The organism is Roseateles sp. P1_C6 (genome assembly GCF_056406315.1).
On record NZ_JBFUAK010000008.1, the window covers coordinates 203,414 to 229,587 of the forward strand.

24 protein-coding genes are annotated in these 26,174 nt (G+C 71.4%); 12 read left to right on the forward strand and 12 right to left on the reverse strand.

Annotated features, from left to right (window positions below; all coding sequences use genetic code 11):
* Positions 1-12 precede the first annotated feature (12 nt).
* Positions 13-3,240, reverse strand: a complete 3,228-nt coding sequence (locus AC1D29_RS18935) for a di-heme oxidoredictase family protein (RefSeq protein ID WP_477900233.1) — start codon at positions 3,238-3,240, stop codon at positions 13-15.
* Positions 3,241-3,399: 159 nt separating this feature from the next.
* On the opposite strand from AC1D29_RS18935, the gene AC1D29_RS18940 reads away from it, so the two are divergent.
* Complete coding sequence (locus tag AC1D29_RS18940) at positions 3,400-4,863, forward strand: aminotransferase-like domain-containing protein (RefSeq protein ID WP_477900235.1); 1,464 nt, start codon at positions 3,400-3,402, stop codon at positions 4,861-4,863.
* Here AC1D29_RS18940 and AC1D29_RS18945 read toward each other — a convergent pair.
* From AC1D29_RS18945 to AC1D29_RS18960, 4 genes are read right to left on the reverse strand one after another with little or no spacing between them, the layout of a single operon-like run.
* Complete coding sequence (locus AC1D29_RS18945) at positions 4,860-5,585, reverse strand: TorF family putative porin (RefSeq protein WP_477900237.1); 726 nt, start codon at positions 5,583-5,585, stop codon at positions 4,860-4,862. The two genes, AC1D29_RS18940 and AC1D29_RS18945, sit on opposite strands and share 4 nt — an antisense overlap.
* Positions 5,585-6,802 carry a S8 family peptidase gene (locus AC1D29_RS18950; protein WP_477900239.1) on the reverse strand — a complete coding sequence of 406 codons (1,218 nt, stop codon included), beginning with the start codon at positions 6,800-6,802 and terminating at the stop codon, positions 5,585-5,587. The genes AC1D29_RS18945 and AC1D29_RS18950 overlap by 1 nt, the downstream gene beginning before the upstream one ends.
* Positions 6,799-7,407: a zf-HC2 domain-containing protein gene (locus AC1D29_RS18955; RefSeq protein WP_477900241.1), complete on the reverse strand. Its 609-nt coding sequence runs from the start codon at positions 7,405-7,407 to the stop codon at positions 6,799-6,801. Before AC1D29_RS18955 ends, AC1D29_RS18950 begins: the two co-directional genes overlap by 4 nt.
* A complete protein-coding gene (locus tag AC1D29_RS18960; protein ID WP_477900243.1) occupies positions 7,407-8,030 on the reverse strand; it encodes an RNA polymerase sigma factor in 624 nt (207 codons plus the stop codon). The genes AC1D29_RS18955 and AC1D29_RS18960 overlap by 1 nt, the downstream gene beginning before the upstream one ends.
* A gap of 90 nt (positions 8,031-8,120) precedes the next feature.
* On the opposite strand from AC1D29_RS18960, the gene AC1D29_RS18965 reads away from it, so the two are divergent.
* The 5 genes from AC1D29_RS18965 to AC1D29_RS18985 all read left to right on the forward strand — a co-directional run bounded on the left by AC1D29_RS18965 (position 8,121) and on the right by AC1D29_RS18985 (position 12,541).
* Positions 8,121-9,284 (forward strand): ABC transporter permease, encoded by a 1,164-nt coding sequence (locus AC1D29_RS18965; protein WP_477900244.1) that lies wholly within the window; start codon positions 8,121-8,123, stop codon positions 9,282-9,284.
* Positions 9,244-10,134, forward strand: a complete 891-nt coding sequence (locus AC1D29_RS18970) for an ABC transporter ATP-binding protein (RefSeq protein WP_477900246.1) — start codon at positions 9,244-9,246, stop codon at positions 10,132-10,134. Before AC1D29_RS18965 ends, AC1D29_RS18970 begins: the two co-directional genes overlap by 41 nt.
* 15 nt (positions 10,135-10,149) lie before the next feature.
* On the forward strand, positions 10,150-11,115 hold the full coding sequence (locus AC1D29_RS18975) for an MlaD family protein (RefSeq protein ID WP_477900248.1): 966 nt from the start codon (positions 10,150-10,152) through the stop codon (positions 11,113-11,115).
* A complete protein-coding gene (locus tag AC1D29_RS18980; RefSeq protein ID WP_477900250.1) occupies positions 11,112-11,690 on the forward strand; it encodes an ABC-type transport auxiliary lipoprotein family protein in 579 nt (192 codons plus the stop codon). The genes AC1D29_RS18975 and AC1D29_RS18980 overlap by 4 nt, the downstream gene beginning before the upstream one ends.
* A gap of 98 nt (positions 11,691-11,788) precedes the next feature.
* The gene (locus AC1D29_RS18985) at positions 11,789-12,541 is read left to right on the forward strand and encodes a substrate-binding periplasmic protein (protein WP_477900252.1); all 753 of its coding nucleotides are present in this window, start codon (positions 11,789-11,791) and stop codon (positions 12,539-12,541) included.
* Here the strand turns inward: AC1D29_RS18985 and AC1D29_RS18990 are convergent.
* From AC1D29_RS18990 to AC1D29_RS19015, 6 genes are all read right to left on the reverse strand, one after another.
* Positions 12,538-12,828, reverse strand: coding sequence for a hypothetical protein (locus tag AC1D29_RS18990; protein WP_477900254.1), 291 nt, complete (start codon positions 12,826-12,828; stop codon positions 12,538-12,540). The genes AC1D29_RS18985 and AC1D29_RS18990 overlap by 4 nt on opposite strands.
* 10 nt (positions 12,829-12,838) lie before the next feature.
* Entirely contained in the window at positions 12,839-13,402 is a 564-nt protein-coding gene (locus tag AC1D29_RS18995; RefSeq protein WP_477900256.1) for a GAF domain-containing protein, read from the reverse strand.
* A 74-nt stretch (positions 13,403-13,476) separates the two neighbouring features.
* Positions 13,477-13,866 carry a RidA family protein gene (locus tag AC1D29_RS19000; RefSeq protein WP_477900258.1) on the reverse strand — a complete coding sequence of 130 codons (390 nt, stop codon included), beginning with the start codon at positions 13,864-13,866 and terminating at the stop codon, positions 13,477-13,479.
* The gene (locus AC1D29_RS19005; RefSeq protein ID WP_477900260.1) at positions 13,863-15,824 is read right to left on the reverse strand and encodes an amidohydrolase family protein; all 1,962 of its coding nucleotides are present in this window, start codon (positions 15,822-15,824) and stop codon (positions 13,863-13,865) included. The genes AC1D29_RS19000 and AC1D29_RS19005 overlap by 4 nt, the downstream gene beginning before the upstream one ends.
* Positions 15,821-16,882 carry a dipeptidase gene (locus AC1D29_RS19010; RefSeq protein WP_477900262.1) on the reverse strand — a complete coding sequence of 354 codons (1,062 nt, stop codon included), beginning with the start codon at positions 16,880-16,882 and terminating at the stop codon, positions 15,821-15,823. The genes AC1D29_RS19005 and AC1D29_RS19010 overlap by 4 nt, the downstream gene beginning before the upstream one ends.
* The gene (locus AC1D29_RS19015) at positions 16,879-18,135 is read right to left on the reverse strand and encodes an MFS transporter (RefSeq protein ID WP_477900264.1); all 1,257 of its coding nucleotides are present in this window, start codon (positions 18,133-18,135) and stop codon (positions 16,879-16,881) included. Before AC1D29_RS19015 ends, AC1D29_RS19010 begins: the two co-directional genes overlap by 4 nt.
* Before the next feature lie 47 nt (positions 18,136-18,182).
* Between AC1D29_RS19015 and AC1D29_RS19020 the strand changes: the two genes are divergently transcribed.
* Complete coding sequence (locus AC1D29_RS19020; RefSeq protein ID WP_477900266.1) at positions 18,183-18,821, forward strand: TetR/AcrR family transcriptional regulator; 639 nt, start codon at positions 18,183-18,185, stop codon at positions 18,819-18,821.
* Here the strand turns inward: AC1D29_RS19020 and AC1D29_RS19025 are convergent.
* Complete coding sequence (locus tag AC1D29_RS19025) at positions 18,773-20,635, reverse strand: aspartyl protease family protein (RefSeq protein ID WP_477900268.1); 1,863 nt, start codon at positions 20,633-20,635, stop codon at positions 18,773-18,775. The two genes, AC1D29_RS19020 and AC1D29_RS19025, sit on opposite strands and share 49 nt — an antisense overlap.
* Before the next feature lie 231 nt (positions 20,636-20,866).
* Between AC1D29_RS19025 and AC1D29_RS19030 the strand changes: the two genes are divergently transcribed.
* Genes AC1D29_RS19030 through AC1D29_RS19050 form a run of 5 tightly spaced genes read left to right on the forward strand, consistent with a single transcriptional unit; the run spans position 20,867 to position 26,167 of the window.
* Complete coding sequence (locus AC1D29_RS19030) at positions 20,867-21,790, forward strand: sugar kinase (RefSeq protein WP_477900270.1); 924 nt, start codon at positions 20,867-20,869, stop codon at positions 21,788-21,790.
* A gap of 4 nt (positions 21,791-21,794) precedes the next feature.
* Positions 21,795-23,111, forward strand: a complete 1,317-nt coding sequence (locus tag AC1D29_RS19035; RefSeq protein ID WP_477900272.1) for a pectate lyase family protein — start codon at positions 21,795-21,797, stop codon at positions 23,109-23,111.
* Positions 23,108-24,709: a family 43 glycosylhydrolase gene (locus AC1D29_RS19040; RefSeq protein WP_477900274.1), complete on the forward strand. Its 1,602-nt coding sequence runs from the start codon at positions 23,108-23,110 to the stop codon at positions 24,707-24,709. The genes AC1D29_RS19035 and AC1D29_RS19040 overlap by 4 nt, the downstream gene beginning before the upstream one ends.
* A gap of 10 nt (positions 24,710-24,719) precedes the next feature.
* Positions 24,720-25,676: a TRAP transporter substrate-binding protein gene (locus AC1D29_RS19045; protein WP_477900276.1), complete on the forward strand. Its 957-nt coding sequence runs from the start codon at positions 24,720-24,722 to the stop codon at positions 25,674-25,676.
* Entirely contained in the window at positions 25,673-26,167 is a 495-nt protein-coding gene (locus AC1D29_RS19050) for a TRAP transporter small permease (RefSeq protein WP_477900278.1), read from the forward strand. Before AC1D29_RS19045 ends, AC1D29_RS19050 begins: the two co-directional genes overlap by 4 nt.
* Positions 26,168-26,174: the final 7 nt, after the last annotated feature.

Sequence of the window (26,174 nt, forward strand, 5' to 3'; positions counted from 1 at the left end):
GCAGCCCCACCGTCACAGCGACTTCAGGAACGCGAGCACCGCCTCGCGGTCCGCCTTGGACAGCGCCTCGAAGCGCTGCCGCGACTTGTCGGCCTCGCCGCCGTGCCACAGCACGGCCTCGGTCAGGTTGCGTGCGCGGCCGTCGTGCAGGTAGCCGACGCGGGCGGCGTTGCCCATGACCTTGTCCGTGTAGCCGATGCCCCACAGCGGCGCCGTGCGCCACAGGCTGCCCTTGGCCTGGCCTTCGACATAACTGTCCGCCAGGCCGGCGCCCATGTCGTGCAGCAGCAGGTCGGTGTAGGGCTTGATGCTCTGGTTGCGCAGTTCGGCGAACAGGTGGCCCGGGCCGGTCTTCATGTCGACCGCGTGGCAGGCCGTGCAGCGCATGCCCTGGAAGAGCTGCGCGCCGGCGCTGACCTGCAGCGGGTCGACGCGGTGTTCGTCCAGCGGCGCCACGCCCTTGGGGAAGCCGCTGGGCAGGCTGCGCTGGGCCGGCACCGCCACCAGTGCGAGGTAGCGCGACACGGACTGCAGGTCGGCCTCGGAGATGCCTGGCTGGCGCGGGCCGGCCGCGCAGGCCGCCGGGCCGCTGTTGCAGGCACGGCTCGGGTAGACCGGGGACGTGACGGCCATGTCCTGCAGCAATGCGGCGGCGGCCTGGTGGCGCAGCGAGGCCTTGGACGCCTTCCAGCCGAAGCGGCCCAGGCGCACCGCGCCGGTCTCGGGGTCGAAGACGTAGTTGGGTTGCCCCTTCACGCCGTCCTCGTCGGGCACGCTGCGGGCGCGGGCGAGGATGTCGGCCTCGGGCACGGCTTCCAGCAGGCCGGTGCCGATCATGGGCTGAGCCGCGCGCAGCGAGAAGGCGGCGGGCACCGGGCCGTCGAAGGCGAGCGTGGGCTTGCGCAGCTCCACCGTCGTCCCGTCGGCCAGCTTGACGGCGCGCGTCTCGAAGCCGGCCACGCGCACGCCGGTGCCCCAGTCCTGCGGCGTGCCGGTGGGCGAGAACGCGTTCATCTGGATGGACGTGCCGTAGCGCGAGTGCGGCAGCTGCTGGCCGCTGGCGTCCAGCATCGCGGCGCGCACGGACATCGCGTCCAGCCGCTGGTTGATCGCCGCCGGTGCCGGGCTGCGGCCGTTGTTGACGTGGCAGGCGATGCAGGCCGACTGGTTGAAGCGCGTGCCCTGCAGGCCCACGGCCGGCGTGTAGCGGTCGTTGCCGGGCTCGTTGTGGTCGCCGGTCGTGAAGCTGGTGTGGATGAGGCGGCGGCCTTCGACGAAGCGCTGCATGTTCTGCATGCCGGCATGGTTGTGCGGCTGCTGGAACATGAAGAGGCCGTTGTCGGAGTAGTTGTACGACACCGAGCCGTCACCGCCGGACAGCGTGGCCACGGGCAGCGGCGCGTTCATCAGCCGCGGCTGCACGCCGTAGGACGGGCGCAGGCCGGTGCCCACCACATAGGTCCACTCGCCGGCGTAGTAGCGGATGCCGCCGTTGTCGCCGATGGCCTGCATGACTTGCGTCGTCGAGAAGAAGGACGGCGACACCTCGATGACGTCGCCGACCACCAGCGCTCGGCCCGGCACGCTCTTGCCGTTGGGCAGGCCGTCGGCGCCCAGGTCGCCGTGGCCGGGGTAGCCCTTCACCGTCAGGCTGCAGCCGTTGTTCAGCAGTGCGGCGCTGAGCAGCTTGCCATTGGGCGGGTAGGCCACGGGCGGGCAGATGCTCAGGTTGCGGTCCACCAGTTCGCCGGGGTTCATCCAGCCGTAGCCGGTCACGCCAGGGCGATCAAACGCGCGGAACCAGGCCACGCCGCCGGGCAGCTGGGCCTGCGTGAAGTACTGGTTGACCTTCAGCGTCGGCTGCGTCACGCCGGCCACGCGGCTGTTGTCGATGATCTCGAAGCCCCAGGTGCGGTTCTTGAAGTACTGCGGCACGAAGGTCAGGAAGTTGCCCGGGCCCTTGTCGACCGCGTTGCCCAGCGCGTCGACCGTCTCGTTGGGGCCGTAGCCGATCTCGTTCCAGTCCTCGCCGCGCTCGCGGCCGTGGCGGGCCAGGCCGCGCACGCCGAAGCGGGTCACCAGCGTGCCGTCGGGCAGCGTGAACTGCAGCGACTCCAGCGGCTCCGCACTCGCCGGCAACGGCACGAGGCCACTGCCGCTGGCAGGGAACTTCAGCGCCGTCGTGGCGACATCGGCCAGCGTGTTGTCACTGCCGGGCGACTTGAATTCGACCTCGAACAGCGAGTAGCCATAGGCCGTGGCGCGCGCCTCGCCCTGCAGGCGGATGAAGCGCGCATTGACGCCCAGGTTGAAGAACTCCTCCGTGCCGCCGCGGCCGTTGCTGACGTGGCGCAACTCGGTCCAGGTCTTGCCGTCGTCGGACACGCGCAGCGCATAGGCCTTGCCGTAGGCGTTCTCCCAGACCAGCTTCATGTAGCCGACCGGGGTCTTGGCGCCGAAGTCGAACTGGATCCAGGCGCCGTCCTCGAACCTGCTGGCCCAGCGCGTGCCGGGCTTGCCGTCGATGGCCATGGGCGCGGCGTTGCCGGCGTTCTCGACGGCCGACGATGTGGCCGTCACCGGCTTGACGGCGACGCCGGGCTGGCTGGTGTCGACCGGCGCCGGGGCGGGCGATGGCGCGGGCGCCGGGGCCGGCGCGGGAGCCGGTGCCGGGGCAACGCCGCTGAAGGCCTGGATCTCGAAGATGGAATAGCCGTACTGCGTCGAGCGCTTGATGCCCTTCATGCGCAGGTAGCGCCCCTGGCCGGCAAGGCCGGTCCAGTCCTCGCTGCCGCCCTGGCTGCCGGCCACGGCCTTGATCGTGGTCCAGGCCACGCCGTCGGTCGACACCTGCAGCTCGTACTGCGTCGCGTGCGCGTTCTCCCAGGCTATGTGCACGCGGTTGACGGTGACGAGCTTGCCGTAGTCCAGCATCAGCCACTGGTCGTCGCTGAAGCCGCTGCTCCAGCGCGAGCCGTCGTCATGGTCGATGGCCTTGGCGGCGGCCAGGTCGCCGCGCTCGGAGGCACTCGCGGTCGCCGCCACCGGCGTCAGCGCCGCCTCGGTGTCGCCGGCCGCCGCTGTCAGCGCGTGGGCCATGGCGCCCGTGTCGGCGCTGCCCTGGGCCAGAGGCTGGGCTGCGTCGCCACCACCCCCACCACCGCCGCAGGCCGCCACCAGCAGGCTGGCAGCAAACGGCAGGCCATGCCGTGAAAGATTGCGTAAGGCGTGTCGCTTCATTTGTGTTCCTCGAACGGGGTCTGGGTGGCACACCTAAGATGACATCGTCGTCATCGAAGACGACATGGCCGGCGTGAAATGACGCGCATGCTGCCCAGGCCCAGGCCTGGGGTCACAGGCCAATTCGGACCCGACCCACCAAACCATTTCGAGCCGAACTTGCGCCGCGCCGCCGAACATTCCCTCGCCCTGGGCCCGCGCCCCGCCGGCCTGACATTGCAGCAATGGCTGCACGCGGCCCTTTGCGACGCGATGCGCGACGGCCGGCTGCCACCCGGCAGCCGGCTGCCCACCACCCGCAGCCTGGCCCGCGACCATGGCCTGTCGCGCTCCACCGTCACCGCCGTCTTTGAGCGACTTCTTGCTGACGGTTACATCTCGGCCCATGTCGGGCGCGGCAGCTTTGTCGCGCCGCATCTGCCGCTGGCGTCTGCTCAACAGGGGCAGCTCACGCCGGCGCCACGGCCCGCCGCGCTGTCGCGCCGCGGCCGGCAGATGGCCGCCACCGGCGCCGCGGTCATGAGCCGCAAGGGCTCGCTGCCGCGCACCTTCGAGGCCGACCGCGTCGACGCCGCCCTCTTCCCCGCTGCCACTTGGGCGCGCCTGGCCGCCAAGCGTGCCCGCTGGCACGAGACCCGGCTGCTGCAAGGCACCGAATGGCAAGGTCTGGCCCCGCTGCGCCAGCTGCTCGCCCAGCAATTGCTGCTGACGCGTGGCATCCGCTGCGACGCCGACCAGCTCGTCATCGTCTCCGGCGCCCGCCAAGCCGTGGACCTGCTCGCGCGCCTGCTGCTCAACCCCGGCGAGGAGGCCTGGGTGGAAGACCCCGGCTCACCCGCGCTGCCGGCCTTGTTGGCCGCAGCCGGCGCGCGCGTCGTCGCCGTGCCGGTGGACGAGGACGGCCTGCAGGTTGACGCCGGCCTGCGCGCCGCACCGCGCGCCCGCCTGGCCTGCACGACGGCCACCGCGCAGCTGGCGCTAGGCCGGCCCATGTCCGCCGCGCGCCGCCAGGCCTTGCTGGCCTGGGCGCGCTCGGCCTGCGCCTATGTCATCGACGAGGACCGCGACGGCGACTTCGTCTTCGACGGCGGCGCGGACCACGCCCTCAAGGCCGTCGACGACGGCGACTGTGTCATCCACCTCGGCAGCCTCGCGTTCAGCATGGCGCCGTGCCTGCGCCTGGCCTACCTGGTGCTGCCGCACCGCCTGGTGGAGCCCGTGTGCGCCACGCTGGCGCTGACGCAGACCCAGCCCTCGCTGCTGGACCAGGCCGTGCTGCACGACTTCATCGCCGACGGCCACTGGGCACGGCATCTGCGCGAGACGCGCGGCGTCTACGGTGCCCGCGCCGAGGCGCTGCGCCACGAGCTGGACCGGCACTTCGGCCGCTGGCTGCGCATCGCGCCGGCGCAGCGGGGCCTCAACCTGACGGCCTGGCTGCCCGCCGCCACGCGCGACGCCGACATCGCCGCCCGCGCCGCCGCGGCCGGCGTGACGGTCGCGCCGCTCGCTGCCTACCGGCTGCAGCACCCGGCCCCGGCCGGCCTGCGCCTGGGCTTTGCGGCCTTCTCCGAAGGCGGCATCCGCAGCGGCGTGCAGAAGCTGGCGGCGGCTCTCGGCTAGAGCGCGGCCGTCAAGCCCAGCACGGCGGTACGGCGGCGCGTCGAGTCGTACCAGGTCGCTGGGCCGCCCCGGCTGACCGACACCCAGACCAGCTGCAGCTCGACGCTCTCGCCCAGCTGCCAGGCCGCGCCCAGCCGCAGGTCGATGCGCGCCGGGCCATGCGCCGCCGGGTACTGCGGCGGCCAGCGCGGCGTGCCATGGCTGCGCAGCACGCCGACATGGCCCAGCGCGGCGACGGTCTGGGCCAGCGGCCAGCGCAGGTTGAACTCGCCGTACTCGCTGCGCTGGCCGCCGCCGTAGTAGTCGGGAGAGTGGTGCAGCCGCAGCGTCCAGCGCTCGCCCAGCAGGCCGGCGTAGACCTCGGCGAAGTTGTAGCGCGACACGCCGTCGAAGCGGTGCACGACCAGGCCGGCCTCACCGTCCAGCCCCGGCCGCAACTCGACGACGCGGCCGCCGTAGGCGCGCAACCAGGTGCCGCGGCGCCCGCTGTCGAAACGCGCCTGGGCCAGCGCGGCACCGGCATACCAGCCCGCATCGCCATCCCAGGCCAGGCCCAGTTGCGCAGCAGGCCGGTCCGCGCTGTACGACATGCCGCGTTCGCGCGCATCGGACTGCAGCGACAGCGTCGCGCCGACGTCCGCGCGGGCCGCCATGCCGCTGGCCAGCAGCGGTGTGAGCAACAGGATCAGTCGAGCAGCAAGGGCCAGGCGCGCGGAAGGCATCAATCCGCAGTTTGCCGCAGCAGCGCGCAGACCGGCGCACGGCCGTTGGCATGGCGGGCCAGCGTCGCGCAGCCGTCGATGCGGCCCTGGCCGGCGGTGACCAGCGCCGCCTTCAGCGCCGCCGGCTGCAAGCCCTGGCTGTCCAGCTCGCGCACCAGCGCCAGCAGCCCCGTCACATGCGCGGCCGAAAAGGACGAGCCCGACACCACCGTCCAGCCGCCACCCGGTGCGGTGCTGGGCACGTCGCGGCCCGGCGCGAGCAGCACGCCGGCCGGCAGCGGCGGCGCGTTGCCGACGACCAGCACGCCGGGATGGTTGGCCGGGAACTGCGCGCGGCCCCGCGGCAGCGCCGCGACGATGCTGGCGCCGCGCGCCTGGGCCTGGTCCAGCAGCAGGCCCAGCAACCGGTCCTCCGGGCCGCCCAGGCTCAGGTTGATGATGTGCGCGCCCTGCTGGATGGCCGCGTACAAGGCCTTGGCCAGACCCAGGCCGGTGCACAGCGTTTGCGCATCGGCGGCCTGCCAGCAGGCGCGCAAGGCCAACAGCCGGGCCTGCGGCGCGATGCCGGCAATGCCGGCACCGTTGTCGGCCCGCGCCGCGATGATGCCGGCCACCGCCGTGCCGTGGCCTTCGGCCGGCGGCGGGCGGTCATCGACGAAGTTCTGGTTGTGCACGACCTGGCCGGCCAGGTCCGGGTGGCCCGCCTCCACGCCGCTGTCGACCACGGCCACGCGCACGCCGCGGCCGGTGGCGAGCTGGTGCAGCTCGGCCAGCTGCCATTGCTGCGCCGCGGGCTGGGCGGCGTACAGCGGCTCCTGCTGGCTGCCCTCGGCCTGGTAGAGGCCGACCGGCTGCGCCCAGGCCACACGCTTGTCCTCGGCCACGGCTTCGGCCACCCGCGCCGACGAGCGCGTGTCGCCCTCCGGCAGCCGCATGACGAAGCAGTCCACGCCGGCCAGCGGCATGGGCCACTCGCTGCGCATCTCCAGCCCGTGCTTATCCGCCAGCGCCTGCGCCACCTGCTGGCGCGACTGCCGGCCCACGCCCGCGCCATAGGTGCCGGCGTAGCTGCCGTCCGGGCGGTAGTGCGCCTTGGGCAGCTGCAGCATGACCAGCACCTGGCGCTGCGCCTCCTCGGCCTGGGCGGCCGCGGGGCGGCCCCAGAGGCAGCAGGCCAGCAGCACCAGCAGGTGCAGCCAGAGCGTGCTGCGCTTCACCGCGCCGGCCCCGGCTGCAGCGGCTCGGCCAGCTGCACGATGGGCGCCGCGCGCAGCGCCGCCAGACCCCGGGCATCCACCCGCAGCAGCCAGGCGCCGGTCTGCGTCGGTCCGGCGACGACGCCGGCACCCTGCGCCTGCAGCAGCTCACGCAGCGCCTGCTCGCTGGTGCCGGGCTTGAACATCACGAGGGCGTCTGCCGCCACCGCGGTGCTGCCCGCGCCGGACAGGCCCTGGTAGTCCGGCGCATCCTGCCGCGCCTGCAGCCACAGGCCCAGCAGCAGCGCGACGGCCGCCCCCTGCAGGCCCAGCGCCCAGGGCATCCAGCGCGCCGCCTTGCGCTGGGGCGCCGCCGGCTGCATGCGGGCGTGCAGCCGGGCCAGGCCCGCCTGCACGTCGCCGCCCTCGGGCTGCGCGCCGGCCACGTTCAGCAACGTCTGCATGGGCCGCTCGGCGGCCAGCTCGTTGCGGCAGGCGGCGCAGTGCAGCAGGTGGCCTTGCACGGTGGCCAGTTCCGCGTCGTCCAGCTGGCCGCGCGCAAACCAGGGCAGCAAGGCCTGCACGGCCACGTGTTCATCATGTTCCATCGGGATGACGGTGCTCATCACAGTTCTCCTGGCTGCCCGGCGAGGTCGTCGAGCAGCATCCGCAGCCGGCGCCGCGCATAAAACATCCGTGTCTTGACGGTCTCGGGCGGGCAGCCCACGACCTCGGCGATCTCGCCATAGGCCATGTCGTGGAAGTAGCACAGCTCCACAACGGTGCGGTGTTCCATCGACAGCTCGGCCATGGCCGCCCGCAGCCGCCCGCGCAGCTGCACCAGGTCCAGCTGCTGATCCGGGCCAGGCCCGGGGTCGGTCGCCTCGTCTTCGGCAGCGTCGTCCACGGGCAGGTCCTGGCGGCTCAATGCCTTCAGGCCCTTGCGATAGGCGATGCCAAAAATCCACGTGGACAGCTTGCTGCGTCCGTCGAAGCTGTCGGCGCGCTGCCAGACCACCAGCATGGTGTCGTTCAGCGCCTCCTCCAGCGCGTCGGGCTGGCGCATCAGCTGGGTCAGGAAGCGCCACAGCCGCGGGTGGTAAAGGCGGTAAAGCGCGTCGAAATCGGCGCGCCGGCCGCGCTTGACGCCGGCCAGCAGCGCCAGCTCCAGGCTTTCGGTGGCTGCCACGCCGCGGCCCGGCCGGGCGACGTCCTCGGTCTTTTTCCTGATGCTGGGCCACTTCAACATGCGCGTGAGTTCCGGCGGAGCGCTCCGAGGTTCAACGGATGGTAGCCAGCCCCGCCCCAAGCCCTCGCCAGGGGCGCTATCGTTGCGCCCATGATCGATGCCGGCGCGCTGCCCCCGCCCCACGAGGCCGACCTCCGGCCCGACGGCATGCCCGACGCCGAACCCCAGCTGCTGGCCGGCGGGCCGCAGGAGTGGCGCGTCAGCGGCGACTGGACGCTGCTGGCGCTGCGCGGGCGCTACGAGGAGTTCCGCCAGCGCATCGCCGCCGCGACCGCCGAGGGCGGCACGCCGCTGTGGGATCTGCGCGCGCTGCAGCGGCTGGACACGGCCGGCGCGCTGACGCTTTGGCAGGGCTGGGGCCAGAAGCCGCCCGCCCGGCTGCTGTGGCTGCCCGAGCATGTGACGCTGTTCGCGCAGTTCCTGCAGCCCACCGCCGTCCTGAAGCGCCGGCCGCGCCTGGGCCCCGGCATCGAATCGGCCGGCCTCAAGCTGCTGGCCTTTGCACGCCATGGCGTGGACATCGTGGCCCTGACCGGCCGGCTGCTGCTGGACCTGGCGCGCGTGCTGCGCCACCCGTCGCTGATCGGCTGGCGCGAGATCTCGGCCAATGTCTATCGCACCGGCGCGCAGGCGCTGCCGATCACGGCGCTGGTGGGCTTCCTGGTGGGCATGACGCTGTCCTACCTGATCTCGCGCCAGCTCAAGACCTATGGCGCCGACATCTTCGTCATCAACATCCTCGGCCTGGCGGTGCTGCGCGAGCTGGGGCCGCTGCTGGCGGCCATCATCGTGGCGGGCCGCTCGGGCTCGGCAATGACGGCGCAGATCGGCGTCATGCGCGTCACGCAGGAGCTGGACGCGCTGTCCGTCATGGGCATCTCGCACACGGTGCGGCTGGTGCTGCCCAAGGTGCTGGCGCTGGCCGTGTCGCTGCCGCTGGTGGCGCTGTGGACAGGCGCGCTGATGCTGCTGGGCGGCATGACGGCGGCCTATGCCCAGCTCGGGCTGGACCCGCTGCAGTTTCTGCACAAGCTGCCCGGCGTCGTGGAGCCGGCCAACCTGTGGCTGGGCTGGAGCAAGTCGGTCATCTTCGGCGCCTTGATCGCGCTGCTGGCCTGCCACTTCGGGCTGCGCGTGAAGCCCAACACCGAGAGCCTGGGCCTGGGTGTCACGCAGTCGGTCGTCACGGCCATCACGCTGGTCATCGTCGTCGATGCCATCTTCGCCGTGCTGTTCTCCAACGTGGGTGTCTGACGTGGAGACCAGCGAACCCATCATCGAAGTCGACGGCGTCACGACGGCCTTCGACGGCCATGTCATTCACCGCGACCTGGACCTGACTGTCTACCGCGGCGAGGTGATGGCGTTGATCGGCGGCTCAGGCTCCGGCAAAACCACGCTGCTGCGCCTGCTGCTGGGCCTGGAGGTGCCGCAGGCCGGCAGCGTCAAGATCTTCGGTCACCCGCTGGGCCGCTGCGCCGAGCGCGACCTGGAGCGGGTGCGCTACCGCTGGGGCGTGCTGTTCCAGGCCGGCGCGCTGTTCTCGGCGCTGAGCGTCTTCGACAACATCGCGCTGCCGCTGCGCGAGTTGAAGAGCGTGCCGGCCAGCCTGGTCAAGCCGCTGGTCATGCTCAAGCTGGCCCAGGTGGGCCTGAAGCCCGAGGACGCCGCCAAGCGGCCGGCCGAGCTGTCGGGCGGCATGGTCAAGCGCGTGTCGCTGGCGCGCGCGCTGATCCTGGACCCGCAGCTGCTGTTCCTGGACGAACCCACCGCCGGCCTGGACCCCGACAGCGCCAAGCAGTTCGTCAAGCTGCTGCGCAAGCTGCGCCAGGAGTTGGGGCTGACGGTGGTCATGGTCACGCACGATGTCGACACGCTGTTCGCCGTCGTCGACCGCGTGGCCGTGCTGGCCGACCAGCGCATCATTGCCTGCGGCCCGCTGGCCGAGGTGGCCCACCTGCCCCACACCTTCGTGCGCAACTTCTTCCTCGGCCACATTGAACGCTGTGCGGAGGAAGACGTGCGGCGCTTCCGCCTGAGCCTGGACGACACCAGCGAAGACGGCGGCATCCCCGCCGTGCTGCGCGAAGACGCCAACGTCTGACCAACCTGATCCGACATGGAAAACAAAGCCCACGCCATCGCCGCCGGTCTGTTCCTCTTGCTGCTTGGCCTCGCGCTGGCGGCCAGCGTCGCCTGGTTCCAGGGCGACCGCACGGAGCGCGTGCACTACACCGTCGTCGCGCGCAGCGGCGTGCCCGGGCTGAACCTGAAGGCGCCGGTCAAGCTGCGCGGCGTCGAGGTGGGCTATGTCGACAGCATCGGCTTCGACCCCGCGGACCCGCGCCAGATCCTCGTCGACATCGCCGTCGACGCCGCTGCGCCTGTGTCCGCCGCCACCCATGCCCAGCTGGGCCTGCAAGGCGTCACGGGCCTGTCCTTCGTCAGCCTGGAGGAAGCCGACGCCCAGGCCCCGCTGCAGCGCGCCGCGCCCGGCGCGCGCATCGCACTGCGCCCCACGCTGCTGGACCGCCTGGCCGAAAGCGGCCCGCTGCTGCTGGCCGGCTTTGCCGAGACGGCCACGCGGCTGAACGCGCTGCTCAGCGACGACAACCGCGCCCAGCTGGGCCGCAGCCTGGCGCAGCTGGAACAGGCCGCCGGCGACACCAGCCGGCTGATGGCCGCGCTGCAGCCCGGCGCGCGCGAGCTGCCGGGCTTCCTGAAGGACGCCGATGCGACGGCCCAGCGCGCCAGTGCCACGCTGCGCGAGATCGAGGCGCTGGCCGCCGACAGCCGCCAGCTGGCCCAGGAGCTGAAATCCCGCGCCGCCGTGCTGGACCGCCTGGACGGCGCCGCCGCCCAGGTGCAGGCCACCAGCCGCAACCTCGAACTCGCGTTGGTCGGCGACACCGCGCCGCGCACGCGCCCGCTGGTGGCCGACCTGTCCGCCGCCAGCCGCAGCGTCGAACGCGCCGCGCACGACCTCGGCGACCAGCCGCAAAGCCTGCTGTTCGGCCGCGGCGCGCAGCCGCCCGGGCCTGGTGAGGCCGGCTTTGCCGAACGGTTGAAGGCCACCGCCAAATGAAGAAGCTCGTTCCTGCCCTGGTGGCCGCGCTTGCGCTGAGCAGCTGCGGCCTCGCGCCCACCGCCCCCGTCCGCACCGTCTACGACCTGGGCCCCGTGCCGGCGGCCACGGCCGAGGGTGGCGCGCTGGCCTGGCGCATCGCCGACGTGACCGCCCCGCCCTGGCTCTCCGGCGACGGCATCGCCTACCGGCTGAGCTTCCAGCAGGCCCAGCGCCTGGAGCATTACCGCGACAGCCTCTGGGCCGCGCCACCGGCCGCGCTGCTGACGCAGCGTCTGCGCCAGCAGCTCGCCACCGCGCCGGCCTGTGCCGGCCGGCCGCCGGCGCTGCTGGCCGTCAACCTGGACGAGTTCGAGCAGGTGTTCGCCAGCCCCGCCAGCAGCCAGGCCGTGCTGCGCGTTCATGCCACGCTGTGGCCCGCCGGCGCGGCCAGCCCCGCGCTGCAGCAGCATTGGCGCATCGAACACCCCGCGGCCACGCCGGACGCCGCCGGCGCCGTGCGCGCGCTGGCGCAGGCGGTGGACGACTGGCTGCCGCAGCTGGCGGGCTGGCTGGCCGCATCGGCCTGCCGCTGAAGCGCCCTAGCGCCCGCACCATGCGGGCACGGCTTGCACAGCCGGCGTCCGTTGCGCTACCTTCGTGTCAGAGCGCAATCAGCGCCACGGGGTGAGACATGGACTTGGCGAATGCGGAGTCTCCCGAAGCCGGCATCCGACGCCGGCTGCTCGCCGCCGTGCTGCTGGGCCTGGCGGTACCGCGGGCCGGCGCGGCGGAGTCCCTCACCGTCACGGCCGTCGGCAAGACCGGCGGCAGCGGCGTGGCCGCCAGGCTGCTGGCCGACGTCTACCGCCGTGCCGGCCTGGGCCTGGTCATCGAGATTCTGCCGGCGCCCCGCGCCAGCCTGATGACGCTGAGCGACAAGGCCGACGGCGAGCTGATACGCATCGCCAGCTATGGCCAGACCTACCCGCAGCTGGTGCGCGTAGACCCGGCCTTCTACCGTGCCAGCGTGCGAGCCTATTCACTGCCCGCGCGCAGCGCCAGCGTGCAGACGCGCGACGACCTCAAGCACTACGCGCTGGGCTCGCTGCGCGGCATGGCCTATGTGCACGAACTCACCGAGAACCATCCCGCGCTGACGCTGACGCAAAGCCCGCTGCAGCTGTTTCGCATGCTGATCGCCGGCCGCGTGGACGTGGCGCTGTGCACCACGCTGGCGGCGCAGTCGGCGCTGAACAGCCTGGGCGGCAAGGAGATGGACATCTCGCCCGAGCTGGCCCGCTTCGAGCTGCACCACTACCTGCACATGCGCCGCAAGGAGCTGGCGCCGCGCATCGCCGACGCGATCCGCAAGATGAAGTACAGCGGCGAGCTGGAGCAGCTGACGCAGAAATACGAGGCCGCCGCCGCCACCGAGCCGGCCTAGACCTCCAGCACGTAGACCGTCGCGCCGGCCCGCTCGGCCGCCGTGTGGCCCGCCAGCGCTCGGTCCCATTCCGGGCCGGTGGCACCGGCCGTGGGCTGCGCATCGTGGGTCAGCGCGGCGACCTCCTCGGTGCCGGCATCGAACTCCGCAACCTGCGTGCGGTCGGCCGCAAAAAGCCGGGCGATCGCCCCGTCGGTCGACGGGACCACGACCAGATAGCGCGACACCTGCCGGTGTTGCTGCTGCGCGTGCCGCGGTGGCACTTCATGACCAAAGCCATCGTTCATGGGTCCCTCCTCAGGGCCTGTCATCCAGCGGCAGCGGCTGCGTCGCTGCGAAATCGGCGTGTTCTTGCAGGTCGACCTTGCGGGCGACCAGCCGCGCACATTGGCGCAGGCAGGCCAAGGCGCTTTGCTGCAGGTCGGGCTGGGGCGCCGCGCTGAAGCAGCAGACCGTGCCGTAGATGCGGCCGTCCGGCAGCACGACCGGTGTGCTCAGGTGGGCGCCGACCTGGATGCCCACTTCGGGCACGTTGCCGTTCTGCACGAAGGGTGCGGCATCGGTGACCAGCTCCGGCAGGCGGCCTTGTACGACGGCCTGGCAGTAGCTTTCCTCCAGCGGCGCGGCGTCGCCGGCCTGCAGGCCGAGCGGCTGGCCGCCATCGACGAAGCGAAACACCCGCTGGCCGTCGACGAACTCGGACACGAAGACCACGTCCATGCGCAGCTGCTTGCGCAACATCATCAGCACGTCGGTGATGCGGCGGTCCAGCTCGAGGTCATAGCCGTCGGCGGTGGCGACGAGCAGTTCGGAAATCTTGACGTCCAGCGAGTGCTGGTCCAGCGGGTCCAGGAAGGACATGCATGAATCTCCTGAGGCAGCGGTACCCCGCATCATGAACGCGGATCGCGCCGCCGGGCGAGTAACGGCTGGTTTCAGTCGGGCATTGCGGCGATGCATTCGATCTCGACGCGCGCGCCCAGCGCCAGGCCGTTGCAGCCCAGGGCGCTGCGCGCCGGCAGCGGCGTGCTGCCGAAGAACTCGCGGTAGACCTCGTTGAAGGCCGGCCAGTCGGCCATGTCGGCCAGCATGACGGTGCAGCGCACCAGGTGCTGCAGGTCCAGCCCCTGGCCGCGCAGCACGGTGCGGATGTTCTCCAGCGTCTGCCGCGCCTGGGCGCGCAGGCCGCCATCAACCAGCTTGAGCTGGCCCGGCACGTTGCCCAGCTGGCCAGACAGGTAGTACATGTGGCCGACGCGCACGCCCTCCGGGAAGGGCACGGTGGCCGGCACGACCTGGCCGCTGTTGAAACGCTCGATCTTCATCTTGGATTCATCCCCATGGCTTGTTCCAGCGCGGCGGGGTCGAAGACCTGGCCGCCCTTGACGGTGCGGTGGACGCGGCGGATGTCGCGAATGTCCGTCAGCGGGTCGCCGTCGACCAGGATCATGTCGGCCAGCTTGCCCGCCGTGATCGTGCTGCGGTCCTTCTCGACGCCCAGCACGCGCGCCGGCACCAGCGTGGCGATGCGCAGCACCTCGGCGTTGGCGATGCCGGCCTGCGCGTACAGCTCCAGCTCGCGGTGCAGGCTGTAGCCGGCAAAGCCGTCGCTGCCGGGCATGAGGGTCACGCCGCCATCGTGCAGGCTTTTCAGCATGCGCAGCAGGCCCGGCAAGGCCTGCGCATAGACGGCTTCCTTGCCGGCCGGCACGGCGACGGCGCCGGACAGCTGGCGGCGCCGCACCACCGTCGGAAAGCGCTGCACCAGAGGCCGCAGCGCCGGCGCCGCGCGTGCGGGCTCGCCGGAGAACAGGCCTTCCAGCACGACCATGGTCGGGTCCAGCACGGTCTGGTGCTGGCGCAGGAAGGCGACGAATTCGGCAAAGCGGCCGTCGTTGAAGTCGAACTGCGCCAGCCGCTCGGCCAGTACCGTGTAGCGGTCCCGCGTGCGCGTGTCCTTCACGTCGGGGAAGAAGTTCAGCAGGATGAAGTTCAGGTGCTGGATCTCGTCCGCGCCGGCCTCGACGAAGGCGCGCGCGTACGTGAACGCCGGCACATGGCCGCTGACGCGCAGGCCGCGCTCGTGCGCGCGGTCGGCCACCGTGGCGACGAGCGCCGGGCTGAAGGAAGAGTAGATCTTGACCTGCGCATAGCCATGGTCGGCATACCAGTCCACCGCGGCGCGCGCCTTCTCCGGCGTGTCGACCTTGACGTCGGTCGGGCCGGCCAGCGGGCCGATGCCCTCGATGATGCCGGCCAGTGTCACGCGCGGGCCCAGCTCGCTGCCGGCATCGAAGCGCTTCACCCGGGCCAGCATGGGCAGGTTGTCATTGGCCATGTCGCGCGCGCTGGTCACGCCGGCGATGAGGTCGAAAACCCCGTCCACGTTGCTGAAGTGCTGGTGCACGTCCCACAGCCCCGGCATCAGGAAGCGGCCGGCAGCGTCCAGCACTTCGGCATCGGCGGGCGCGTCGACGTCCGCATCGGGGCCGACGCGCACGATGCGCTCACCGCGGATCAGCACGCTGGTGCCGGGGCGCGCGGTCAGGCTGACGGGGTCGAACAGGCGGGCGTGGCGGATCAGCAGCGCGCCCTTGGGCTGGTGCGTGTGCAGCCGCGCCAGGCGCGCATGCCAGGCCTGGTCGGCGGCCTGCTGGGCGCGCTGCAGTTCGGCCAGCGCCGGCAGCAGCGGGGCCTCCAGCACCTCGAACCAGTCGTCGATGACACCGGCCGTGTCGCCCCGGTCGTCCAGCCACACGGGCACCGGCGTGAACTCGATGCCGCTGATGCGGTAGAGCGTCAGCTTGCGGCCGGCCGCGTCGACGTCGGCCCCGCCCTCCAGCCAGGCCTCGCCGGCCGGCAGCAGCTTCAGGCGACGGCCCGGCGCCTTCAGCAGCGCGCGGGCCAGCACGCCCATGAACTCGGGCGGCGGGTTGGCGGGCAGGTAGAAGCCCGCATCGCGCGTCTCGCCCTGCTCGATGCGGTTGGCCCAGCGCGCCACACCGGCCGCGTCGCGCTCGAAGCGCTCGCTGAACTCGACCTTCCAGTAGTCGTTGCCGCTGGCCTCGTAGCGCGTGGGCAGACCGCGCGCGTCCAGCTGCCAGCGCGCGCGGATGACGTCGCCGCGGCCGCGGTCGTTGAAGCGGTAGTCCGCGGCGGTGACGCCGGGCTCGGGTTGCGTCAGCGTCTGCGTGCCGGCCGCGTTGCCGTGGATCTGCACCTGGTCTTCGCGCGCGCTGACCGAGCCGGCCAGCAACGCCAGCATGATGAGGAGGCGCCTCATGCCCAGGCCTCGCCCATCACGCGGCGGAAGTTGCCGCCCAGGATCTTGGCGATACGGCCGGCCGAGTGACCGCGCGCCGCCAGCAGCTCGGCCAGGCGCGTGAACTGCGTCGGTCCGCACAGGTCGGGCAGGAACAGCGTCACGTCCGCCGACTCGCCCGGGGCACCGATGCCCAAGCTGCGCCGCAGCTCGGTCTCGGCGGCCAGCATCGTGCGGTAGGCGGCCATGTCGTCGATGGCCGTCGTGCCGCCGTCGGTGCCGATGCCCACGTGGTCTTCGCCGCAGACGGCGATGGCATGCTCCAGGTGTGCGATCAGGTCGGCCGCCAGCGGCTGGCCTGCAAGCCGCAGATAGGGCATGAAGTACAGGCCAACGACGCCGCCCTGGTCGGCCAGCAGGCGCAGCTCGGCATCGCTCTTGTTGCGCGGGTGGTCGGCCACCGCGCGGCAGCCGGTGTGCGTGATGGCCAGCGGCCGGCGCGCCAGGCGCAGCGTGTCCAGGCAGGTCTGCTCGCTGCTGTGGCTGAGGTCCACGAGCACGCTGGCGGCCTGCAGGCGCTCGACGACCTCGGCGCCGAAGGCCGTCAGGCCGCTGTCGTCCGGCACCGTCGCGCCGCAGCCCACCGCGTTGCGGCCGTTGTAGGTCAGCTGAATGACGCGCACGCCCAGGTTGGCGAACAGCGTGACGCGGTCGGCGTTGCCGCCCAGCATCTCCGTGTTCTGGAAGCCGTAGATGACGGCGATGCGGCCCTGTGCGCAGGCGGCATCCAGGTCGGCCGCGCCGTGCACCTTCAGCAGCAAGTCGGGCCGCGCGCGGATGAAGGCGTCCCAGCCGGCGATGTCCGCCACGGTCGCCTCGAAGGGCTCGGCGCTGCCGGCCACGTGGCCCAGCGTGATGTTGACGGCCGTGAGCCCGGCCGCGCGCGCGTCGGCCAGCGAGCGCGCGTCCACGTTCTGGCCGGTGCTGGAGTAGGCCATCTCGCTGCGGTCGCCGGCGCTGGGCTGCAGCTGCAGGTTGGGGTTGTCGAGCACGCCGAGGGCGTTGATGAGGTGGGTCATGTCTTGCGAGGCTTGAGGAAGGGCAGCACCAGCAGGCAGGCCAGGCCGACGGCGGCGTCCAGGCCCAGCGTGGCGGCATAGCCCCAGTGCGCGATGGCGTGGCCTTGCCAGACCACGCTGTAGGCGATGGACAGGTTGGTCAGCGCCATGTAGGCCGCGAACTGCGTGGCCGCGACGGCGGGCCGGGTGATGCCCATGAAGAGCGCCACGCGGGCGCCGTAGATGAAGCCGAACAGCAGGTGGTAGGCGACGACGGCGGCCATGAACGCGGTGACCAGCGCCGCGGGGGCGACCCGGCCCGGCGCCCAGCCATGGCGCAGCAGCTCGAGCATCAGGGATAGGCCCGGCAGGCTCAGCAGCGCGACATAGACGGCCATCGCGCGGCGCAGGTTGACGCGGTCCGACAGCCAGCCGCCGGCGATGCAGGTCAGCGCCGTGGCCGCCTGCGAGGCCGTGGCCAGCCAGCCGATCTGGTCATTGGCCAGGCCCAGGTCCACGGCCAGGTTGCCCTGCAGCCCGCGCGACAGCGCCATCGCCGCGATGGGCAGCAGGCCGAACAGCAGGCCGGCCAGCGCCAGGCGGGAGCCGAACAACGCCTGCAGCGCCTGGCGCAGGAAGGCGACGACCTCGCGCCCCGCGTCGGCCAGCGAACCGCGCGCGGCCTTGCGGCCGGCGGCTTCGCGCATGGGCAGCACGACGAAGGCTATGACCGTGCCGATAACGGCGGCCAGCACGACGATGCTGGGGCCGAAGCCGATGCGCCCGGTCGCCAGCAGCGCACCGCCACCGCCGATCAGCACGCCCAGCGACTGGCCGCCGAACATCATGCCGCTGGCAAAGGCGCGCTCGTCGTCGTGCAGCGTCGTGACGGCCAGCGCGTCGACGGCCACGTCCTGCACGGCGCCGAACAGGTTGTGCAGCACCAGCACGGCCGTGAACAGGCCCAGCTGGCCGGGCAGCGCCAGCCCCGGCAGGGCCAGCAGCGTCACCACCATCATCAGCTGCGCGAAAAGTATCCAGCCGCGCCGCGAACCGACCAGGTCCACCAGCGGCCCGTAAGCCCATTTGAACGCCCAGGGCAGCAGCACCAGCCCCAGGAAGGCGCCGATCTCGGCCGTGCCCACGCCCTGGCGGCGCAGCTGCGTGGCCACCGTGGTCGTCGCAAAACCGATGGGCAGGCCCTCGGTCAGGTACATGAAGAAGAACGCCGCGATGCGCCCCCGTCGGGACGCCAGCAGATTCGGCAGTCGCATCGCCTCCCCTTCGCTTGAACGGCAGACGATTCTAGAATTTCGTTCTAATGACAAGACCCCGTGGTTCCACCAGCCGCCTGGACGATGTGCTCGAGCGGGCCTCGCCCGGCGAGCGCGGCGCCAGCCGGCGCGCGGTGCTCAGGCACGCGCTGCCCTGCTTCAGCGCCGGCGGCATCGAGGCCGCCACCATCGAGGAGCTGCGCCAGCGCAGCGGCCAGAGCGTGGGCACGATCTACCACCACTTCCGCAACAAGGAGGGCGTGGCCGCGGCGCTGTTCTTTGCCGGCTTCGACGACCACAGCCGCGCCATTGCCGAACGCACGGCCGCGGCGCCCGATGCCCACGCAATGGTGGTCGCGCTGGTGGGCGCCTACGTGGACTGGGTGACCGCCCTGCCCGAGCTGGCGGCCTATCTGTTCCTGGCGCGCGAGACCATCGCGCAGGGGCCGTATGCCGACGAGCTGCACGCGCGGCTGGAGGCGCGCTACGCGCCCATCGACGCGCGCCTGGCCGAGGGCGTGCGTCAAGGCCTGATCGCCGAGCTGCCCGGCGACCTGATCCCCGCACTGGTGCTGGGTGGCGCCGAGTCCTATTGCCGCGCCTGGCTGGCCGGGCGGCGCCAGGCCAGGCCCACGGCCTACGCCGGGCTGCTGGCCGAGGCGGCCTGGCGCGGCATCGCCTCCTGAGGCCGCGCCGACGCTGGCGGGGCGTCGCCGGCGACCGGGAAGCCAGCCTTCCTCACCGCGTCGTCGATGTCGGCACTGAGCTTGCGCGCCGCATCAAGGTCGCGCCGGGCGGCGTCGGCGTTGCCCTGGCGCTGGTAGGCCAGCGCGCGGCCGTACAGCGAGAAGGGCAAGGCCTTCAGCTCGATGGCGGCGTCGAATGCTTTGATGGCGCTCTTCGCGTCGTCCAGGCGCAGGTGCGTCCAGCCCAGGCTGTCGCGGTAGGCGGGCTGGTCGCGCTCCTGGCTCACGGCCGCCTTGCAGTCGTCCAACGCCAGCTTCAGGTCGATGTTCAACCGCGCCCGCAGCCAGCAGCGGCTGTTGAGCACGGTGGCCAGGTGCGCATCGGCACGGTGGGTGTTGACCCACAGCTCCCACTGGCGCAGCGCATCGGGCACCAGTTCCAGGTCGACGTAGACCTGCGCCATGCCTTCGCGCAGATGCGACGACGGCGGCAACGCGGTGTCCAGCGCCAGCAGGTCCACCTGCGCGCCGGTGCGGTCGCCCGAGGCCGCGCGCAGGGCCGCGCGGATGGCCAGCGCCTCGTGCAGGCCGGGATGCAGGCGCAGCGCATGGTCCAGGTCGTTCTGCGCCTTGGGGAACTGCCGCATCGCCAAGTGCACGCGCGCCCGCGCCAGGAAGTTGGCCTCGGACTTGGGCGCCAGCTCACAGGCGCGGTTCAGGTCTTCGAGGGCGCGTTGAAGTTCGCCGCGCGCTGCGGAGGCCTCGCCGCGGCGGGCCAGGGCTTCGGCATCATCCGGCGCCAAATGCTCGGGCAGCGCCGCGAAGCGCGTGTCGTAGGCGCCGACCGCGTCGCCGCGCGCAAACACCGGCCCGCCGTTCCAGGTCGCGTAGACCTTGCGCTGCAGCCGAGACACATAGATGCGGTGCGACAGGAAGTAGTCCAGGCCGATCAGCATGTCGCCGTCGATGATGTCGGCGTCGTCGACATCAAACTGGTTGTTGGCGATCTTCTCGCCGCCCAGCTCGAAGGCCTGGACCACCCCCCGCCACGACCGCACGCGGCCCGCGCCGGCGCCACCGGCCCTGCCGGCCTCCGTCAGGTCGCTCTCCTTGATGCCGGCACGGCGTGCGGCGCGCAACTTCAAGGCCGTGCGCGGCGCACCGGTGTCCATGATGGCGCGCATCTTCACGTCGTTGATGCGCACCGCGACACGGATGTCGTTGTTGCCCTCGCGGTTGTTGTTGTCGAGCGCCGTCTCGATGACGGGGGCGTCGCCGGCCCAGTAGGCGAAGTTCACCTTGTCGCAGTCGCCCTTGGGGAACATCAGGCGCACGACGCCGTGAGCCAGGTCGTACTCCGCATCCCCCAGCGACAGGAAGTTGCGACCCAGCACGCCCATGATGCCGGAGCCCAGCTCGTTGCCGCCGACGATGAATTCCACGTTGCGCAGCTCGCTGCCGCGCAGGCCGACCTTCTCCACCCGGGTCAGCTTGGCCTCGATGGCGCCGGTATAGCCCTCGATGCGGATGTGGCTGGGCAGGCGCTGCAGCGGCAGCCCCAGCTGCGTCGCCGCGGACAGCTGCAGCATGCTGAAGAAGGCGCCGCTGTCGATCAGCATGGGCACCTCGGTGCCATTCAAGGCCAGCGTGCCGACCGGGCGCTGGTTGACGATGCGCACCGGTATCTCCAACTTGCTCAACGTGCAGCCCGCCCAGACCGGCTGAGTGACTGCCAGCAGCAGCGCCAGCGCCGCGCAGCAGCGGCGTGCGATGGCCTTGACACCGCGCTCACGGCGGTCGTGATTCGTCCTCATGCGTCCTCCCTGGATCTTGGTCCTGGCCGTCGGCATTGACCCGCGGCGGCGGGACTCTAAGGCAAGCCGGCGCCCCGCCCGAAGCGCGCAGCCGCTTGAGGGATTCTTCACCGCGCACCCGGGCCGGGGTAAACCAGGGGACGGGAAATGAACCGGCTGAGCTATCTTTATTGAACCGCTGTTTCATTTTTGATATCCGTGACCTCATCCCCTGCCGCCGCGCCCCGGCCCGTGTCCATTGCCGCCCTGGGCGAATGCATGCTGGAACTGCAGGGCAGCGCCTTCGGCAACCTGCGCCAGAGTTTTGGCGGCGACACCTTGAACACCGCGGTCTACCTGGCCCGCTGTGGCGGCCACCACCTGCGCGTGCACTACGCGACGGCGCTGGGCGACGACAGCCTGAGCAGCGGCCTGCTGGAACGCTGGGCGGCTGAAGGTGTGCAGACCGGCCTGGTGCAGCGCCTGCCCGGGCGGCTGCCGGGGCTGTACCTGATCGAGCTGGACGAAGGCGGCGAGCGGCGCTTTCACTACTGGCGCGGCCAGGCGGCGGCGCGCTCCTACTTCGACACCGCGACGTCGGCCCTGGAGGAACAGGCCGACGCGCTGGACGCGCTCTACCTGTCCGGCATCAGCCTGGCCATCCTGCCGCAGGCCGGCCGCGAGCGCGTGCTGGCGCTGATGACGCGCATGCGGGCGCGCGGCGCGCTGGTGGCCTTCGACAACAACTACCGGCCGCGGCTGTGGGACTCGGTGGCCGATGCGCGCTACTGGTATCAGCGCGCCTTCGCGGCCTCGACGCTGGCCCTCATCACCGCCGATGACCACCAGGCCTTGCACGCGCTGCCGGACCTCGACGCCGCCGTCGCGGCGGCCCAGGCGCTGCCCGTGGCCGAGATTGCGATCAAGTGCGGTGCGCTGCCGACGCGCGTGGGCCTGAACGGCGACTGGCAAGTCGTGGCGACCGAGGCCGTGCCGCGCGTCGTCGACACCACGGCCGCCGGCGACTCCTTCGCCGCCGGCTATCTGAGCCAGCGGCTGAACGGCGTCGCACCCGCGGCGGCGGCGGCATTCGGCAACCGGGTGGCCGCGCGCGTCATCCAGCACCCCGGCGCGCTGATCCCCCGCGACGCCATGCCCGACCTGATGAAAGACTGACCCGATGCGACTGCTCTGGACACTGGCGCTGGTCGCCGGGCTCTGCCATGCCGAGAGCAGCGCGCCGCTGCATCCGGCCACCTACGTCCACGCCGGCTGGGCCAAGACCACCGGCGGCCAGGGCGGCAAGATCATCCGCGTGACGACGCTGGCGACCGACGGCCCCGGCAGCCTGAAGGCCGCGCTGGACACGCCCGGGCCGCGCATCGTCGTGTTCGAGGTCGGCGGCGTCATCGACCTGGGCGGCAAGAGCGTGAAGCTGCGCGAAGGCAGGCTGACCGTCGCCGGCCAGACCGCGCCCGACCCCGGCATCACGCTGGTCAAGGGCGAGCTGGAGGTGTTCGCCAAGGATGTCGTCATCCAGCACATCAGCATCCGCCCCGGCGCCTACGGCCGTGGCAAGCGCAGTGGCAACGACCATGACGGCTTCTCCACCGGCGACGGCGCCGAGCGCGTCATCGTCGACCACTGCAGCTTCTCCTGGGCGACGGACGAGAACCTCTCCGTCGGCGGCCGCCGCTTCGAGGGCGCCACGCCCGACGACTGGCGCAACCACACCTCGCACGCCATCACCTACAGCCACAACCTCATCTACGAGGGGCTGAACGAGGCCGTGCACATCAAGGGCGAGCACAGCAAGGGCTCGCTGATCCACGACAACGCCACGCAGATCCTGTTGCTGGGCAACATCTACGCCTCCAACCGCGAACGCAACGCGCTGTTCAAGGGTGGCGTGTGGGGCGCGATGGTCAACAACCTGATCTACAACCCCGGCGCCCGCGCCGTGCACTACAACCTGATCGCGCACGAGTGGATAGGCCAGCCCTACCAGACCGGCAAGGTCACGCTGGCCGGCAATGTCTACCGCGCCGGCCCGGCCACGGTGCTCGGCCTGCCGCTGTTCACGCTGGGCGGCGTGGGTGACGTGCAGCTGTTCGAGCAGGACAACCTGGCGGTGGACCGCAACGGCCTGCCGCTGCCCATCACGGGCCGCTACACGACCAGCCCCGCGCAGATCGTGCCGGTGCGCGAGCCCTACCTGCCGCCGGGCCTGGCCTGGCTGGCGCCACGCGAGCTGGAGCGGCTGCTACCGCTGTACGTCGGCTCGCGGCCCTGGGCGCGCGACCCGCTGGACTTCAAGCAGCTGTCCGACATCGCCGAGGACCGCGGCACCCTCATCGACGACGAGACCCAGAACAACCCCGACGGCCTGCCCAAGCGCAAGCCGACGCAGCGCGCCTTTGTCGAGGCCGACTGGAACCTGGCCGACATGAGCCCGAAGGCGGGCTGGGCTTCGCTGTTCACGCAGGTTTCGAAGTGACCCTGGACCGCCGCGGCCTGTTGGCGCTGCTGGCGGCGCCACCCGCCTGGAGCGCAGCCGATTGCAGCGACGCACCCGGCCAGCCCTATCTGCCGCCCTGCCAGCCCTGGCCCAAAGGCATCGAAGGCCAGCGCAAGGCCGACATGGGCGACGGCCGTTTCCTGAACCCCGTGCTGGCCGGCGACCGACCCGACCCCTCGGTGCTGAAGGATGGCAGCGATTACTACCTGACGCACTCCAGCTTCGAAGCCGTGCCGGGCCTGCTGATCTGGCATTCGCGCGACCTCGTCAACTGGCGGCCGGTTGCGAACGCGCTGAACGACGCAGTCGGCAGCGTCTGGGCGCCCGACCTGTGCAAGCACGGCGCGCGCTACTTCATCTACCTGCCGGTCAAGAGCACGCCCAACGACATCCTGGTCATCTGGGCCGACCGCATCGAAGGCCCGTGGTCCAGGCCCGTGGCGCTGGGCCTGCCCAAGCACATCGACCCGACGCACGTGGCCGGCGAGGACGGCCAGCGCTGGCTGTTCCTGTCCGGCGGCGACCGGGTGCGCCTCAGCGACGACGGCCTGAAGCTGGCCGGCCCCATCGAGCATGTCTACGACCCCTGGCGCTACCCCGACGACTGGGACGTCGAGAGCTTCTCGCCGGAAGGCCCCAAGATGCTGCGCCATGGCGGCTGGTGGCACATGTTGCTGGCCGTGGGCGGCACCGCCGGGCCGCCCACCGGCCACATGGTCATCGCCGCGCGCAGCCGCACGCTGGCCGGCCCCTGGGAGCAGGCACCGCACAACCCGCTGATGCGCACCCGCTCGCCGCGCGAGCGCTGGTGGTCGCGCGGCCACGGCAGCCTCGTTCAAGGCCCGGATGGCGGTTGGTGGATGCTGTATCACGGCTACGAGAACAGCTTCCACACGCTGGGCCGGCAGATGCTGCTGGCGCCGGCGCGCTTCAGCGCCGACGGCTGGTTCCACGTCGACGCCGACGACGGCAGGCCCCTGCCCAAGCCCCTGGGCGGCGACGCCGTGCCGCATGGGCTGGCCCTGTCCGACGACTTCTCCGGCAAGGCGCTCAAGGCCCACTGGCAGTTCCTCAGCGGCAGTGGCCAGATGCCCCGCGCCCGCGTCGCGGGCGGCAAGCTGCACCTCAGCGCCACGCCGGGCAAAGGGCCGGGCGACAGCGCGCCGCTGGGCTTCATCCAGGGCGATCCGGCCTTCGAGCTGGAGGTCGACCTCGACATCGACGAGGGCGTTCAGGCCGGCGTCGTCATGTTCTACAGCGCCAAGCTCTACGCCGGCATGGGCGCCAACGCGAAGAGCTTCCAGCTGCATCGCTACGGTCAGGACATCCGCGCCGTGCCCAAACCCCTCGGCATCGCGCGACGCATGCAGCTCAAGCTGCGCTGCGTGCGCCACGTGCTCACGCTCTTCAGCCGCGCCGACGCGACGCAGCCGTGGACCAAGTTCCCGGTGCAGATGGACGTCAGCGGCTACCACCACAACACGGCGGGCGGCTTTGCCAGCCTGCGGCCGGCGATCTACGCTGCCGGCAACGGCGAAGCGCGGTTCTCGAACCTGCGCTATCGCGCCATCGAATAAGGAGACAAGCATGAAGAAGACCCTCACCCTGCTCGCCGCACTGCTCGGCACCAGCGCCTTCGCGCTGGAACTGAAATCCGCCGACGTGCACAACAGCGACGACTACCCCACCGTCGCCGCTGTCAGGCAGCTCGGCCAGACGCTGGCCAACAGCAGCGGCGGCGCACTGACCGTCAAGGTCTTCAACAAGGGCGCGCTGGGCAGCGAGAAGGAGACCATCGACCAGGTCAAGCTCGGCGCACTGGCGATGACCCGCGTCAACCTCGCGCCGCTGGCCGCCATGTGCCCCAAGACGCTGGTGCCGTCCCTGCCCTTCCTGTTCCGCGACACGGCCCATATGCGCAAGGCCTATGACGGCGCGCCCGGCGAGGAGATCCTGAAAGCCTGCGAGCACCAGGGCATGGTGGGCCTGGCGCTGTACGACTCCGGCTCGCGCTCCATCTACGCGCGCAAGCCCGTCAAGACGCTGGCCGACACCAAAGGCCTGAAGATCCGCGTGCAGCAGAGCGACCTGTCGGTCGCCGCGATGACAGCCCTGGGCGCCAACCCCTCGCCGATGCCGCCGGGGGAGGTCTACACGGGCCTGAAGACCGGCCTCATCGATGCGGCCGAGAACAATATTCCCAGCTACGAGGGCTTCCGCCATTTCGAGGCGGCCAAGTTCTACAGCCGCACCGAGCATGCGATGACGCCCGACGCCCTCTTCATCAGCAAGAAGGTCTGGGACAAGCTCAAGCCCGAGCAGCAGGCGCAACTGCGAGACGCCGCCAAGGCGTCCGTGGTCGTGCAGCGCCAGCTGTGGGACGCCCAGGAAGCCAAGGCGCTGGCCGCCGTCAAGGCCGCCGGCACCGAGATCGTCACCGTCGACCGCGAACCCTTCCGCGTGGCCATGCAGCCGGTGATGGCGAAGTTCGTCAACACGCCGGACCTGCAAAAGCTGGTCAAGGCCATTCAAGACATCAAATGAGCGGCTATACCAAGCTCTGCGCGGCGCTGTCGCGCTGGTCGCTGCGCCTGGCCGTGCTCGGGTTGGTGGTGCTCATCGTCTGCGTGCAATGGCAGGTGATCGGCCGCTACCTGCTCAACGACTCACCGACGTGGACGGAGCCCTTCGCGCTGATGCTGGTGCTCTACATCACGGCGCTGGCCGTGGCGGTGGGCGTGCGTGACGCGGGCCACCTCGGCATGGAGTCCATCGTCGTGCTGCTGCCCAAGAGCGCGCAGCGCGTGGCCGAGGCGGCCATCCATGTCTGCGTGCTGGCCTTCGCCATCCTGATGGCCATGGCCGGCTGGGAGTGGCTGACGCTGAAGTGGGCCGAGCCCAAGCCCATGCTGGGCGTGTCGGAGGGTCTGGACTATCTGCCGCTGGTGATCGCCGGCGTGCTCATCGTGTTGTTCTGCATCGAGCATCTGATCGCGCTGTGGCGCGGCCAGAGCGTCGAAGAGGCTGGGGTCTGACGTGGAA

Excerpts from the sequence above, each read along its gene's own strand:
- AC1D29_RS18985 (WP_477900252.1), top strand. The coding sequence starts at position 11,789 with ATGGACTTGGCGAATGCGGAGTCTCCCGAAGCCGGCATCCGACGCCGG.
- AC1D29_RS19045 (WP_477900276.1), top strand. The coding sequence starts at position 24,720 with ATGAAGAAGACCCTCACCCTGCTCGCCGCACTGCTCGGCACCAGCGCC.
- AC1D29_RS19035 (WP_477900272.1), top strand. The coding sequence starts at position 21,795 with ATGCGACTGCTCTGGACACTGGCGCTGGTCGCCGGGCTCTGCCATGCC.
- AC1D29_RS19005 (WP_477900260.1), bottom strand. The coding sequence starts at position 15,824 with ATGAGGCGCCTCCTCATCATGCTGGCGTTGCTGGCCGGCTCGGTCAGC.
- AC1D29_RS18990 (WP_477900254.1), bottom strand. The coding sequence starts at position 12,828 with ATGAACGATGGCTTTGGTCATGAAGTGCCACCGCGGCACGCGCAGCAG.
- AC1D29_RS19025 (WP_477900268.1), bottom strand. The coding sequence starts at position 20,635 with ATGAGGACGAATCACGACCGCCGTGAGCGCGGTGTCAAGGCCATCGCA.
- AC1D29_RS18995 (WP_477900256.1), bottom strand. The coding sequence starts at position 13,402 with ATGTCCTTCCTGGACCCGCTGGACCAGCACTCGCTGGACGTCAAGATT.
- AC1D29_RS18965 (WP_477900244.1), top strand. The coding sequence starts at position 8,121 with ATGATCGATGCCGGCGCGCTGCCCCCGCCCCACGAGGCCGACCTCCGG.
- AC1D29_RS19050 (WP_477900278.1), top strand. The coding sequence starts at position 25,673 with ATGAGCGGCTATACCAAGCTCTGCGCGGCGCTGTCGCGCTGGTCGCTG.
- AC1D29_RS18980 (WP_477900250.1), top strand. The coding sequence starts at position 11,112 with ATGAAGAAGCTCGTTCCTGCCCTGGTGGCCGCGCTTGCGCTGAGCAGC.
- AC1D29_RS19015 (WP_477900264.1), bottom strand. The coding sequence starts at position 18,135 with ATGCGACTGCCGAATCTGCTGGCGTCCCGACGGGGGCGCATCGCGGCG.
- AC1D29_RS19000 (WP_477900258.1), bottom strand. The coding sequence starts at position 13,866 with ATGAAGATCGAGCGTTTCAACAGCGGCCAGGTCGTGCCGGCCACCGTG.
- AC1D29_RS18975 (WP_477900248.1), top strand. The coding sequence starts at position 10,150 with ATGGAAAACAAAGCCCACGCCATCGCCGCCGGTCTGTTCCTCTTGCTG.
- AC1D29_RS18970 (WP_477900246.1), top strand. The coding sequence starts at position 9,244 with ATGCCATCTTCGCCGTGCTGTTCTCCAACGTGGGTGTCTGACGTGGAG.
- AC1D29_RS18945 (WP_477900237.1), bottom strand. The coding sequence starts at position 5,585 with ATGCCTTCCGCGCGCCTGGCCCTTGCTGCTCGACTGATCCTGTTGCTC.
- AC1D29_RS19020 (WP_477900266.1), top strand. The coding sequence starts at position 18,183 with ATGACAAGACCCCGTGGTTCCACCAGCCGCCTGGACGATGTGCTCGAG.
- AC1D29_RS18955 (WP_477900241.1), bottom strand. The coding sequence starts at position 7,407 with ATGAGCACCGTCATCCCGATGGAACATGATGAACACGTGGCCGTGCAG.
- AC1D29_RS19010 (WP_477900262.1), bottom strand. The coding sequence starts at position 16,882 with ATGACCCACCTCATCAACGCCCTCGGCGTGCTCGACAACCCCAACCTG.
- AC1D29_RS18960 (WP_477900243.1), bottom strand. The coding sequence starts at position 8,030 with ATGTTGAAGTGGCCCAGCATCAGGAAAAAGACCGAGGACGTCGCCCGG.
- AC1D29_RS18935 (WP_477900233.1), bottom strand. The coding sequence starts at position 3,240 with ATGAAGCGACACGCCTTACGCAATCTTTCACGGCATGGCCTGCCGTTT.